At 67.8% G+C, this 12,403-nt stretch carries 9 protein-coding genes; 2 read left to right on the top strand and 7 right to left on the bottom strand.

The window, feature by feature from the left end; translation table 11 throughout:
- Positions 1 to 87: 87 nt before the first annotated feature.
- From iolE to AE618_RS08215, 4 genes are all read right to left on the bottom strand, one after another.
- Complete coding sequence (iolE, locus tag AE618_RS08230) at positions 88 to 972, bottom strand: myo-inosose-2 dehydratase (RefSeq protein WP_054208548.1); 885 nt, start codon at positions 970 to 972, stop codon at positions 88 to 90.
- 207 nt (positions 973 to 1,179) lie between these two features.
- On the bottom strand, positions 1,180 to 3,030 hold the full coding sequence (gene iolD, locus AE618_RS08225) for a 3D-(3,5/4)-trihydroxycyclohexane-1,2-dione acylhydrolase (decyclizing) (protein WP_054208547.1): 1,851 nt from the start codon (positions 3,028 to 3,030) through the stop codon (positions 1,180 to 1,182).
- A gap of 23 nt (positions 3,031 to 3,053) precedes the next feature.
- On the bottom strand, positions 3,054 to 4,988 hold the full coding sequence (locus tag AE618_RS08220) for a bifunctional 5-dehydro-2-deoxygluconokinase/5-dehydro-2-deoxyphosphogluconate aldolase (protein ID WP_054208546.1): 1,935 nt from the start codon (positions 4,986 to 4,988) through the stop codon (positions 3,054 to 3,056).
- A gap of 154 nt (positions 4,989 to 5,142) precedes the next feature.
- Positions 5,143 to 6,024 (bottom strand): MurR/RpiR family transcriptional regulator, encoded by an 882-nt coding sequence (locus AE618_RS08215; RefSeq protein ID WP_054208545.1) that lies wholly within the window; start codon positions 6,022 to 6,024, stop codon positions 5,143 to 5,145.
- A gap of 239 nt (positions 6,025 to 6,263) precedes the next feature.
- On the opposite strand from AE618_RS08215, the gene AE618_RS08210 reads away from it, so the two are divergent.
- Positions 6,264 to 7,010: an aspartate/glutamate racemase family protein gene (locus AE618_RS08210; RefSeq protein WP_054208544.1), complete on the top strand. Its 747-nt coding sequence runs from the start codon at positions 6,264 to 6,266 to the stop codon at positions 7,008 to 7,010.
- Between the two features lie 162 nt (positions 7,011 to 7,172).
- On the opposite strand, the gene AE618_RS08205 is transcribed toward AE618_RS08210, so the two are convergent.
- From AE618_RS08205 to AE618_RS08195, 3 genes are all read right to left on the bottom strand, one after another.
- Positions 7,173 to 7,976: an SDR family NAD(P)-dependent oxidoreductase gene (locus tag AE618_RS08205; RefSeq protein ID WP_054208543.1), complete on the bottom strand. Its 804-nt coding sequence runs from the start codon at positions 7,974 to 7,976 to the stop codon at positions 7,173 to 7,175.
- A 133-nt stretch (positions 7,977 to 8,109) separates the two neighbouring features.
- Positions 8,110 to 9,129 (bottom strand): TRAP transporter substrate-binding protein, encoded by a 1,020-nt coding sequence (locus AE618_RS08200; RefSeq protein WP_054208542.1) that lies wholly within the window; start codon positions 9,127 to 9,129, stop codon positions 8,110 to 8,112.
- A gap of 218 nt (positions 9,130 to 9,347) precedes the next feature.
- Complete coding sequence (locus AE618_RS08195; protein ID WP_432704494.1) at positions 9,348 to 11,228, bottom strand: TRAP transporter large permease subunit; 1,881 nt, start codon at positions 11,226 to 11,228, stop codon at positions 9,348 to 9,350.
- A 249-nt stretch (positions 11,229 to 11,477) separates the two neighbouring features.
- On the opposite strand from AE618_RS08195, the gene AE618_RS08190 reads away from it, so the two are divergent.
- Positions 11,478 to 12,389 (top strand): IclR family transcriptional regulator, encoded by a 912-nt coding sequence (locus AE618_RS08190; protein WP_082365087.1) that lies wholly within the window; start codon positions 11,478 to 11,480, stop codon positions 12,387 to 12,389.
- The last annotated feature ends 14 nt before the right edge of the window (positions 12,390 to 12,403 follow it).

Below are 12,403 nucleotides of genomic sequence, written 5' to 3'. Positions count from 1 at the left end.
GGTTCGTCATGCTCGGGCTCGACCCGAGCATCTCTTGCAAGAGATTCCCGGGTCTGCGCTTCGCTTCGCCCGAGAATGACGCTGGCTTCACGCCAGCCCCGCTTCCTTGATGAAGCGGCTGAGATTGGCGTGGCCGAGCTTGGCATAGGTCGCGGGCTCTGCCTTCTTCGGGTCCTGCTCGGCCTCGACGACGATCCAGCCGGAATAGCCCTGCAATTCCTTGAGCACGCGAACATAGTCGATCAGCCCGTCGCCCGGCACGGTGTAGACGCCGGCCAGGACGGATTCGAGGAAGGACCAGTCCTCCTTGTTGGACTGCCACATCACCGCCTCGCGGATGTCCTTGCAATGGACGTGGTGGATGCGGGGCTTCCAGTGCCTTGCGATGCGGGCGGGGTCGCCGCCGCCCCAGGTGGCGTGGCCGGTGTCGAGCAGGAGCCCGACGGCGTCGCCGGTGACGGCCATGAAGCGGTCGATCTCGGCCTCGGTCTGCACGACCGTGCCCATATGGTGATGATAGACGAGCTGCAGGCCGTATTCGGCTTTCAGGCCTTGCGCGAAGTTCGTGTAGCGCGCGCCGAAATCAGCCCAGCCGTCCTTCGCCAGCACGGGGCGGGCCGAGAGCGGCTTGGCCATGTCGGAATGGATGGCATTGGAGGTCTCGGCGGCGATCAGCACGGTGCAGCCCATGTCGCGCAGCAGGGTGGCGTGTGCTTTCACAGCGCCCATTTCGGCGGCGACGTCGCGGATCAGCAGCTCGGTCGAGTACCAGCCGGAGACGAGCGCATGGCCGTGGGCGTCGAGGATCGGCTTCAACGCGGCGGCGGTGCGCGGGAACTTGTTGCCGAGTTCCATGCCGGTGAAGCCTGCGTCGCGGGCCTCGCTCAGGCAGGTCTCAAGCGGAATGTCGCCGCCGATCTCCAGCATGTCGTCATTCGACCAGCCGATGGGGTTTGCGCCTATGCGGATCATGTGTGGGTCCTTGATGGTCTTCAGGCTCAGGTCGATGGGCTCGGGCGCGGGGAACCCTCTCCCATGGGGAGAGGGCAGGGAGAGGGGTAGGCCGTCGGACGTCTCATTCGAGCTCTGACCGCCGGCTGCGGTGAGGGTGCGCGAACGGGTCCAGGGGCCAGCACCTCACCCCTGCCCCTCTCCTTACAGGAGAGGGGTTCCCCGCGCTTAATCTGCAATGGTCTGCCGCTTGCGGCGCTCGTCATAGCTTGCCCGCGCGGTGCGGACCTCCGCCCGCTCGCTGACCTCCGGCACCGCGACGTCCCACCAGGTGCCGCCGGCGCCGGTCGAGACCAGCGGGTCTGTGTCGATGACGACCACGGTCGTGCGGGTGTTCGTCTTCGCCTGGGCGAGCGCGGCTTCGAGGTCGGCGATCGAGGCTGCCTTGACCGCGATCGCTCCCATGCTGGCGGCATGGGCGACGAAGTCGATCTCGGGCAGGGTCTCGTGCCGGGCGTCCTTCAGCAGATTGTTGAAAGAGGCGCTGCCGGTCGCGTTCTGGAGTCGGTTGATGCAGCCGAAGCCGCGATTGTCGAGCAGGACGATGGTGAGCTTGAGGCCGAGCATCACCGAGGTCGCGATCTCGGAGTTCATCATCAGGTAGGAGCCGTCGCCGACCATGACGACGACCTCCTTGTCCGGCCGCGCCATCTTGGCGCCGAGCCCGCCGGCGATCTCGTAGCCCATGCAGGAGAAGCCGTATTCGGCGTGGTAGGAGCCGGGAGGGCCGGCCTGCCAGAGCTTGTGCAACTCCCCGGGAAGGCCGCCTGCCGCATGCAGCAGGACGATGTCTGAGCCCATCATGCGCTGGACGGCGCCGATGACCTGCGCATCCGAGGGCAGGGCGGCGTTGGTCGCGGCGGTGGCCGCGTCGGCGTCCTTTCGCCAATCCGCCTTGCCGGCCTTGGCGAGGCCGGTCCAGCTCTCGGGGGCCTGCCAGTTGCCGAGCGCGGCGAAGAGCTCGGTCAGCCCCTCGCGGGCGTCGGCGACGAGCGGCAGTGCGCGGTGCTTGCCGGCGTCGAAGGACTGGACGTTGAGGCCGATGATCGTCTTGCCGGCAGCACCGAACAGGGCCCAGGAGCCGGTGGTGAAATCCTGCAGCCGCGTGCCGACGGCCAGGATCAGGTCGGCTTCGGTGGCGAGGCGGTTGGCGGCGCACGTGCCGGTGACGCCGACGGCGGCCATGTTCAGCGGCGTGTCGTCGGGCAGGGAGGACTTGCCGGCTTGCGTCTCGCAGACGGGAATGCCGGTCGCGGCCGAGAAGAGGGCGAGGTCGTCCGAGGCGCCGGAATAGAGCACGCCGCCGCCCGCGACGATCAGCGGCTTCTTCGCCGCCTTCAACGCCTCGCTCGCTGCTTTCAGTTCGTCGCGGTCGGCGCGGGGCCGGCGCTGCGTCCACACGCGTTCTTCGAAAAAGCTCTCCGGATAGTCGTAGGCTTCCGCCTGGACGTCCTGGCAGAGCGCCAGCGTCACCGGCCCGCATTCTGCCGGGTCGGTCAGCACCTGCATGGCGCGGTGCAGGGCCGGGATGATCTGCTCGGGGCGGGTGATGCGGTCGAAATAGCGCGAGACCGGTTTGAAGCAATCATTGGCCGAGACCGTGCCATCACCGAAATCCTCGACCTGCTGGAGGACGGGGTCGGGGATGCGGTTGGCGAAGACGTCGCCCGGCAGCAGCAGCACCGGCAGGCGGTTGACATGGGCGAGCGCGGCGGCGGTGACGAGATTGGTCGCGCCGGGGCCGATCGAGGTCGTGGCCGCCATGAAGCGACGGCGCATGTTCGCCTTGGCATAGGCGATGGCCGCATGGGCCATGGCCTGTTCGTTATGGGCGCGGAAGGTTGGCAGGCGCTCGCGCTCGTGCCAGAGCGCTTCGCCGAGGCCGGCGACATTGCCGTGGCCGAAGATCGCCCAGACGCCGCCGAAGATCGGCAGGCGCTTCCCGTCGATCTGCGTGAACTGGCGGCTGAGGAAGCGCGTCAGCGCCTGCGCCATGGTGAGGCGGATGGTGGCGGTCATGAAACGTCTCCGGGGGCGGACAGCTATGCCGCCTTGCGACCGCGCGTGGCAAGCCAGAGGCCGGTCAGGGCCTCGAAACGCCGGGCCATGTCGGCGATGGCGGCCTCGTCGTCGAGCGTGCCCGCAAGCCAGCCCTCCGCCGCGCTCATGAAGATGGTGCGCCCGACCGCGAAGCCCTTGACGATGGGGGCTGACGCGGTGGCGGCGAAGCCTGCTTCCAGCTCTCCCGCCGGAGCGTCGAGGCCCAGCAGCAGCACACCACGGCACCAGGGATCGTGCTGCGCGATGGTCTGTTCGATCGCGGCCCAGGCGGAGGGTGAGGATTGCGGCTCCAGCTTCCACCAGTCGGGCTTGATGCCGAGCGCGTAGAGTTCCTGCATGGCGCGCGCGACGGTGTCGTCGGCGAGTGGCCCGCTCTTGCCGGCGATGATCTCGACCAGCAATTCGCGGCCGACCTTGCGCGCCGCCTCGAACAGGCTCCGCAGTTTCTCCTGCTGGGCCTGCTTCAGCGCGGGCTCGTCGTCCGGGTGGTAGAAGCACAGCGCCTTGATGCAGTGGTCGACCGGCCATTCCGGCAGCAGCGAACCGATGTCCTGGCTCGTCTCGAAGCGCAGCGGGCGCGAGCCCGGCAGCTCGACCGGGCGGCCGAGCCAGGAGAAGGGATGGCGGGCGAATTCGAACATCGCCTCGCGGCCGTGCTTATCGTCGAGCAGCATGCCGTAGCCGGGCCGGCCCCTGGCGACGCGGGCGGCGGCCTTGACCGCCAGCACCTTGAAGTCGCGGATGCGGGCGGGATCGGCGCCGTGCTTCGTGGCGAGGTCTTCCAGCTGGCTGCGATGGTCGCAGGCCAGCGCCATCAGCGAGGGAATATCGCGGCGGCGCGTCGTCGCCCAATGGATGTGGTTGATCGCCTCGTCCTTGCGCAGGGCGCGATGCGGGCTGCCATTCGCAAGGAAATACTGCAGCTCGGCGAAGGTCGGGCTCTCCGGCGAGCAGAGCAGGCGCGAGACGGCGAAGGCGCCGCAGGCATTGGCCCAGCTCGCGGCCGTCTGCAGGCTCTCCCCGCCGAGCCAGCCGCGCAGGAAGCCGGACATGAAGGCGTCGCCGGCGCCGAGCACGTTGTAGACCTCGATCGGGAAACCCCGGCCGACAATGCCGTCCTCCAGATCGTCGGAGATCGCGCCCTCATAGACGATGCAGCCCATCGGCCCGCGCTTGAGCACGATGGTGGCGGGCGTCAGCGCGCGGATGGTCTTCAGGGCGGCGAGCAATTCGCTCTCTCCCGACGCGATCAGCACCTCCTCCTCCGTGCCGACGACGAGATCGCAGCCGGGCAGGACCGCCTTCATGCGCTCGGAGACGGCGGTCGAGGCGATGTAGCGATTGTCGCCGGCATCATGGCCGGCCAGTCCCCAGAGATTGGGGCGATAGTCGATGTCGAGGATGACCTTGCCGCCCTGCGCCCGCATCAGGCGCATCGCCTTGCGCTGTGCCGCCTCCGGTCCGGGCCGGGCGAAATGGGTGCCGGTGACGACGACGGCGCGCGCGGTGGCGAGGAAGGCCTCGTCGACATCGTCTTCCTCCAGCGCCATGTCGGCGCAGTTCTCGCGGTAGAACAGGAGCGGGAAACTCTTGTCGCTCTCGACCGAGAGGATGGCGAGCGCGGTGAGGCGGGTCGGGTCGGTCTTCAGGCCGTCGAGCGCCACGCCCTCGCGGCCGAGCTGCTCGCGCAGGAAGCGGCCGAAGGGCTCGTCGCCGACGCGCGTCAGCAGGGCCGAGCGCAGGCCCAGCCGCGCCGTGCCGATGGCGATATTGGCCGGGCAACCGCCGACCGATTTGGCGAAGGATCCGACGTCCTCCAGGCGCGAGCCGATCTGCTGGCCGTAGAGATCGACCGAGGCGCGCCCGATGGTGATGACGTCGAGCGCCTGCGATGGTCCGCCCTGCGATCCCGCCATATCTGTCTCCCGGTTTCCCTGCCCACGCCTCGCGACGGCCGCCGGTTGCCTCATGGCTCCGGTGATACCGCATCTATGAAATGATAATTCTATGGAACAGTCAATTCGGAACGTATGTTCCTGATTGTGGACGATCTTCCGGAGGAGGCCGGGCTCAGCTCCGGGGCGATTTGCCTCTGGGGCGATCCTTGCCGGGCTTGCCGTCCCGCCGCGCCTCGCCGATGCCGACGGCCAGAGCCATCGACAGCGCCATCGTCGCCGACAGCGTGCGGAAGCCACCGAAATCGGCTTCCGCGACCTCGAACCAGAGCGTCGCGAACTGGACCAGCGGCGAGAACGCGCTGTCGGTGATGGCGATGACGGGCACGCCGCGGTCGAAGAGCAGCCGCGCCTCGTCAATCGTCTCGGCGGCATAGGGCGAGAAGCTGACCGCCAGCGCCACGTCGCGCTTCGTCGCGAAGGAGAGGATTTCCGGGCTCAGGCCGGCCGCCGATTCGACGAGCTGGTTGCGGACGCCGAGCTTTCCGAGCGCATAGGCCATGTAGCTCGCGATCGGAAAGGAGCGGCGCCGTGCGAGGATATAGATGGTTTCGGCGCCCGCGAGCGCCGCGATGGCACGGTCCAGCGCGGATTCGTCGATCGAGCGCGCCATCAGGTCGAGCGAAGTGCCCGAGGCGGTGAGGAAGCCTTCGAGGATGCGGTGATTGGCGCCGTTGCCGCCGACATCGGCGCGCAGCGCGTTGAGCCGCTCCTCATAGCTCGAATTGCGCTCGCGCAGCCGCTCGCGGAAGACGCTCTGCAGGCTGGTGAACCCGTCGAAGCCGAGATGCTGGGCGAATCGCACCAGAGTCGAGGGCTGGACGCCCGCAGCATCGGCGATGCTGGCCGCCGTGCCGAAGGCGATCTCGTCGGGATTGTCGAGCGCATAGGCGGCGACCTGGGCGATGCGCTTGGGCAGCGACTGGCGGCGGGCGAGGATCAGCGATCTCAGGCCGTCGAAATCGCGGGGGAGCGCGGGGATCGACCCGTCATCCATCGGTCACGCCTCTGCCTCGCTGGAACGATTCTCCATCGTTCTGGCAGCGACAGCGAAATGGAGCAAGTGTTCCATCGCTGGAATATCGCTCGCGTGGTCGTGGCATGGCTGGTCCTGCGGCCGCGAACATGGCACGCGGGCTGCAAGCGCGGCGTGTCTGACGGGGCGCAGGCCCGGTTGCACGTGAAGGCCAGGGATTGCGAAGGCCAGGGATTGCGAAGGCGATAGGGACGGTGACGATGAAGATCCTGCTGCTGAACCCCAACACCAGCGAGAGCCTGACGACCCGGCTCTTTGAGGCGGCCGCGCAGGTCGTGGCGCCGGGAACCGAGATCGTGCCCGCGACCGCGACGCGCGGCGTCCCCTATATCTCGACGCGGGCGGAGGCGCAGATCGGCGGGGCGATCGCGCTCGAGATGCTGGCGGAGAGGGCGGGCACTTACGATGCGGCGGTGATCGCGGCCTTCGGCGACCCCGGCCTGTTTGCGGCGCGCGAATTGTTCGAGGTGCCCGTGGTCGGCATGGCGGAGGCGGCGATGCTGACCGCCTGCATGCTCGGGCGGCGCTTCGCCATCGTCACCTTCGCGAGCGCGCTGGGACCCTGGTACCAGGAATGCGTGGATATGCACGGCATGGCCGATCGCTGCGCCGGCATCCGCATGCTCGACGGCGCCTTCCGCTCGATCTCCGACGTGCAGGAGGAGAAGGAGGAGCTGCTGGTCGCGCTCGCCAACGATGCGGTTGCCAGCACGCAGGCGGATGTCGTGATCCTGGCGGGTGCGCCGCTGGCGGGGCTGGCTTTGAGGGTGCGCGAGCGCATTCCGGTGCCGGTGATCGACCAGGTCCAGGCGGCGGTGAAGCAGGCCGAGACGCTGGCGCTGCTGCGCCCGCTCAAGGCGCGCACCGGCAGCTTCGCGCGCCCGGCGGGGAAAGAGAGCGTGGGGCTGGCGGGACCGCTGGCGGACTGGGTCGCGAGGCGGGGGTGAGGGCGCCGTCATTCCGGGGCGCCCCGCAGGGGCGAGCCCGGAACCCAGAACCGATGCGCGTGACGAGTGAGCGCTGCCATCAGGCGCGCCTGATGTGTGACGTCCATCGGTTCTGGGTTCCGGGCTCTTCGCTGCGCGAAGCCCCGGAATGACGGCAGCGCCTCACCCCACCCCGCTCGCGCCGCAGGTCTGGCCGCCATCGACCGGCAGGCAGATTCCGGTGATGAACTTCGCCTCGTCGGAGGCGAGGAAGACGGCGGCGTTGGCGATGTCCCAGGCGGTGCCCATCTTGCCCATCGGCACGAGCGCGTCGCGGGCGGCGACCATCTCGTCTGCCGAGGCGTATTGCGCTGAGATCTGCTTGTAGATCATCGGCGTGTCGATCAGCCCGGGCATGATGCAGTTCGCCCGGATGCCCTGCCGCGCGTACTGCATGGCGAGCGCCACGGTCGCCTGGTTCACGGCGGCCTTGGTCGCGTAATAGGCGAAATAGGGGTAGCCGACCCAGCGGATCGCCGCGATCGAGGAGATGTTGACGATCGCGCCGCCGCCGCCGGCCAGCATATGAGGGATCACGGCCTTGGAGCAGCGATAGACCGGGCCGAGATTGAGGTCGATCGCCGCCTGGAACTGATCCTCGGAGAGCTCGACCGGGCCGCCCATATGGGTCACGCCGACATTGTTGTGGAGGATGTTGATGCGCCCGAAGCGCGTCATGGTGGCTGCCACCACCGCATCGATCGAGGCCTGCTGGGTGACGTCGGCGGCCAGTGCGATGGCGATGCCACCCTCGCCATTGATGATCGCGGCCGTTTCGTCGGCCGCCGCCTGGCTGATGTCGATGCAGGCGATGCGGGCGCCCTCGCGGGCGAAGGCGACAGCGGCCGCCTTGCCGTTGCCCCAGCCCTCGCCGGAGGAACCGGCGCCGAAGACGATGGCGATCTTGCCCTTGAGCCGGTCGGCCATGGTGGACGCTCTTCGATCAGTTGCGGAAACGGGCCGTCATTGCGAGGAGGCGCAGCCGACGAAGCAATCCAGAGCGGCAGAGCGCTTCAGTCTGGATTGCTTCGCTGCGCTCGCAATGACGGCTGGCGGCTGGTCAGCTCAACGAGCCGCCGACGGCCTTCTCCAGGATGGCCCAGGCTTCGTCGCCATACTTCTTCTTCCACTCGGCGTAGAAGCCGGCCTTGCGCAGGGCGTCGCGGAAGGGATCGGCCTTGGTGTCGTTGACCGTCATGCCCTTGGAGACGAGGTCCTCGCGCAGGCCGGCATTGAGCTTGGCGACGTCGGCGCGCTCCAGCTCGGCGGCGGCGTTGAGGTTTTTGGCGACGATCGCGCGCAGATCCTCCGGCAGGCGCTCCCAGGCGCGCTTGTTGCCGAGGAACCAGAAGCCGTCCCACATGTGGTTGGTCAGCGAGAGGTATTTCTGCACCTCGAACAGCTTCGCGGTCGAGATGATCGCAAGCGGGTTCTCCTGGCCGTCCACGACCTTGGTCTGCAGCGCGGTGTAGACCTCGGCGAAGTTGATGCTCGCCGGCGAGGACTGGAAGGCGGTGAACATCGAGGTCCAGAGCGGCGAGACCGGCACGCGGATCTTGAAGCCCTTGAGGTCGTCGGGGGTGTTGATCGGGCGCGTCGACGAGGTCATCTGGCGGAAGCCGTTGTCCCAGATCTTGTCCATGACGACGAGGTTGGCCTTGCCGATCTGGCCGCGCACATAGGCGCCGAGTTCGCCGTCCATCGCCTTCCAGACGGCGTCATAGTTCGGGAAGGCGAAGCCGATGCCGGAGACCGAGGCGTTGGGCACCAGCGTCGAGAGGATCAGCGGCGAGAGCGTGAAGAACTCGACGCCGCCCGAGCGGACCTGGCTCAGCATGTCGGTGTCGGAGCCGAGCTGGTTGTTGGGGAAGATCTGGATCGCGACGCGGCCCTTGGTCTCCACCTTGATCTTCTCGACCGCCTCGTTGGCGCGGATGTTCATGGGGTGCGCGAGGGGCAGGTTGTTGGCGTATTTGTAGGTGAATTCGGGCGTCTGCGCGGAAGCCGAGCCGATATGGAAGGTGCCGATCGCCGAGGCGGCGGCTGTGCCCTGCAGCAGGGTGCGGCGTGAGATGGTCATGGTCGTTTCTCCCGTGGTGTTTTGTTTTGGTCGTGTCGAGACTGGGTTAGAGGACTGTCATTCCACTATCGGTCGTCATCCCGGACAAGCCGCGATAGCGGCGCCGATCCGGGATCCATGCCTGAACCTTCCGGAAGCCGCGTTCCGGCATGGATTCCGGGTCTGCGCTTCGCTTGCCCGGAATGACGGAGGGGGTGAGCATAAAAAGAAGCGTCCCTTCAAAGCACCCAGGTCGAGATGCCCGGCACGAGCGCGATGATGACGAGGCCGGCGAGCAACGCGATCAGATAGGGCCAGATCGCCCCCATCGCCTCGTCGGGCGAGACATTGCCGATCTTGCAGGCGATGTAGAAGCCGATGCCGATCGGCGGCGTCATCAGGCCGATGTTCATCGCGGTGACCACCACCATCGAATAGTGCACGTCGTTGATGCCGAGATTCTTGGCGATCGGGAACATCAGCGGGGCCATCAGCACGATGGCCGGCAGGCCCTCGAGCACGCAGCCGAGGATCATGAAGACGACGATCGTGACCGCCATGAAGGTGATCCAGCCGCCCGGCAGCCCGGCCATGAAGGTCGCGAGGTCGCGGGCGAAGCCGGTCTGCGTCAGGGCCCAGGCCATCGCGAGCGCGGTGCCCAGAATCATCAGGATCGCGCCCGACAGGGCCGCGGTCTCGACGAACATCGCGTAGAACTTCCTGGGGCTGATGCCGCCATAGAGGATCATGCCGATGACCAGCGCGTAGAGCACGGCGATGGTCGATACTTCGGTGGCGGTGGCGATGCCGCCGCCGACGGCGCCGCGGATGATGAAGGGCAGGACCAGCGCCGGGCCGGCGATCAGCGCGGTCTTGCCGATGACGGCCAGCGAGACGCGGCGCACGCCGGTCATGTCCTCATGGCGCGCCTTCCAGCGGGCGAGGATGGCCAGCGCCAGCAGCAGCACCATGGCGATGGCGAAGCCGGAGTTGAACAGGCCGGCGATCGACACGCCCGCGACCGAGCCGAGCACGATCAGTACGATCGAGGGCGGCACCGTGTCGGCCATGGCCGCGCCGGTCGAGAGCAGGGCGATCAGCTCCTTGGGCTGGTAGCCGCGCCGCTTCATCTCCGGGAAGAGGGCGGGCGCAACCGTCGCCATGTCCGAGACCTTCGAGCCGGAAATGCCGGACACCAGGAAGAGCGAGCCGAGCAGCACATAGGACATGCCGGCGCGGACATGGCCCAGCATCGAGGCGAGGAAATCGACGATCGCCTTGCCCATGCCGGTCGCGTCCAAGACGCAGCCGAGCAGCACGAAGATCGGCACCGAGAGCAGGATGATGCTCGACATGCCCTCGTCCATGCGCCCGACCATGACGATCATCGGCACGCTGGTCGAGAACATCAGAAAGCAGAGCGTGCCCATGCCGAAGCAGAAGGCGATCGGCACGCCGGCGACCAGGCAGAGCGCCACCACGCCGAGCAGGAAGATCAGGATGTTGCCGTAGCCGAGCCCTTTGAAGGTCGGCGTCAGCAGCCAGAACGCGATGCCGATGGCGATGACGAGGGCGCTCGCCAGGATGAAGTCGCGCAGCGTCGCGGTGCGCCAGGCATGGCGCAGCGCCAGCAGCGTCATCAGGACGATGCCGGTGGCGATGGCCGAGACGCGCCAGCTGTTGGGGATGTTCAGCGCGGCTGAGGTGACGAAGCTCTCCTCGATGGCATAGTCGATCGCCGGCCAGACCATCGCCAGCAGGAAGGCCGCGACGACGAGCAGCGCGAAGGTATTGGCGAAGCCGCGCAGGCGCTCCGGCATCATGCCGACGAACAGCGTCAGCCGCAGATGCTCGTTGCGGTCGATGGCGATGGCGGCGCCGAGCATGGCGAGCCAAAGAAACGAGATCGAGGCGACCTCGTCGATCCAGATCACCGGCAGCGAGAAGACATAGCGTGAGGTGACGCCGAGCAGCAGCACGCCAATGATCAGCGCGACCAGCGCGGCCGCGACGAGCTCGACGGGGCGCATGAACGGGGAGCCCGGGCGGACGTCCTCGAGCTCCGTGAGCGCTTCGGGAAGGGCGATCCTGTCGGCGACGTCGACCATCGTCGCGCTCAACCGCGCGCGATGGCGCAGGGCATGGCGACCATCAGGTCAGCCAGCGGCGCCATGATGGCGGGCACGGAGCCTTCGCCCTTGCGGGTTGCCTGCGTCGACATCGGTTCTTCCTCCCATGCGCGCCGATCTTGTTGGCTTGTCGAGCAGCCGTCGGCGCGGTCCATACTGTGATCGAAATCACATCAGGTTGGCCGGGAGATTACACGACAAGCCCTGCATTGCAATCCGCAAAGGGTCGATCTAGGCTTCATGAACAAAAATAAGGTCCATATCGTGGATCGGCTTGAGGAAGCCAAGGTGAAGCCCATCAGCCAGACGAGCGCGGGACTGTCCGGTTCGCAGAGCGTCGACCGCGCCCTGCGGCTGCTGGCGCTGATCGGCCGCGAGCCGGCCGGCGGGCTGCCGCTCGCCGAGATCGTCGCGGGCAGCGGCCTCAACAAGCCGACGGCGCGGCGGTTGCTGCTGGCGCTGATGCGCGCCGGACTCGTCGAGCAGGAGGCGCAGACGCGGCATTACTGCCTGGGCGAGGAGGCTTTCGTGCTGGGCGTGCTGGCGGCGCGCCGCCACGGGCTGCTCGACCTGGCGATGGAGAGTCTGCGGCGCCTCGCGGCCGTCACCATGGATACGAGCTTCCTTTCGGTCAGGCGCGACAATTACTGCGTCTGCCTGCATCGCGAGGAGGGCACCTATCCGGTGCGCACGCATGCCCTGCAGACGGGAGATCAGCATCCGCTCGGCGTCGGTGCCGGTTCGCTCGCGCTTCTCGCCGCGATGCCGGACGACGATGTGGACCGCCTGATGGCAGCCAACGGGTCCGTCCTGACGACGCGCTATCCCGGCTTTGCGCCCGACGTGATCCGCGCCGACCTGGCCGCGGCGCGGGAGCGTGGCTTCGCCCTGAATCCCGGCCGGCTCGTCGCGAGTTCCTGGGGGCTCGGCATGGCGTTCCGCTATCCGGACGGGCGCGTCGCCGGGGCGCTCAGCCTGGCGGCGATCGACAGCCGCATGCAGCCTGCGCGACAGGACGAACTGGCCGGTCACCTCGCGCAGGAGGTTGCCCGAATGGAGCGGCTGCTGGCCGAGATGTTCGTGCCGGGGCGCAAGGCGACGAGCGAAGCGGGCCGGCCGGCCGCTGTGCCTCTCGAGGCAAGGCGGGCGTGATGGGGTCATACGGC

It is taken from the genome of Allobosea vaviloviae, assembly GCF_001298265.1.
In the GTDB taxonomy this organism is placed as follows: domain Bacteria; phylum Pseudomonadota; class Alphaproteobacteria; order Rhizobiales; family Beijerinckiaceae; genus Allobosea; species Allobosea vaviloviae_B.
Note: the sequence above shows the minus strand (reverse complement) of the source record. Positions and strands in the feature narration are given on the sequence as shown.

Coding starts and splice junctions, on each gene's coding strand:
- iolE (WP_054208548.1), bottom strand. CDS start 972: ATGATCCGCATAGGCGCAAACCCCATCGGCTGGTCGAATGACGACATG.
- iolD (WP_054208547.1), bottom strand. CDS start 3,030: ATGACCGCCACCATCCGCCTCACCATGGCGCAGGCGCTGACGCGCTTC.
- AE618_RS08220 (WP_054208546.1), bottom strand. CDS start 4,988: ATGGCGGGATCGCAGGGCGGACCATCGCAGGCGCTCGACGTCATCACC.
- AE618_RS08215 (WP_054208545.1), bottom strand. CDS start 6,024: ATGGATGACGGGTCGATCCCCGCGCTCCCCCGCGATTTCGACGGCCTG.
- AE618_RS08210 (WP_054208544.1), top strand. CDS start 6,264: ATGAAGATCCTGCTGCTGAACCCCAACACCAGCGAGAGCCTGACGACC.
- AE618_RS08205 (WP_054208543.1), bottom strand. CDS start 7,976: ATGGCCGACCGGCTCAAGGGCAAGATCGCCATCGTCTTCGGCGCCGGT.
- AE618_RS08200 (WP_054208542.1), bottom strand. CDS start 9,129: ATGACCATCTCACGCCGCACCCTGCTGCAGGGCACAGCCGCCGCCTCG.
- AE618_RS08190 (WP_082365087.1), top strand. CDS start 11,478: ATGAACAAAAATAAGGTCCATATCGTGGATCGGCTTGAGGAAGCCAAG.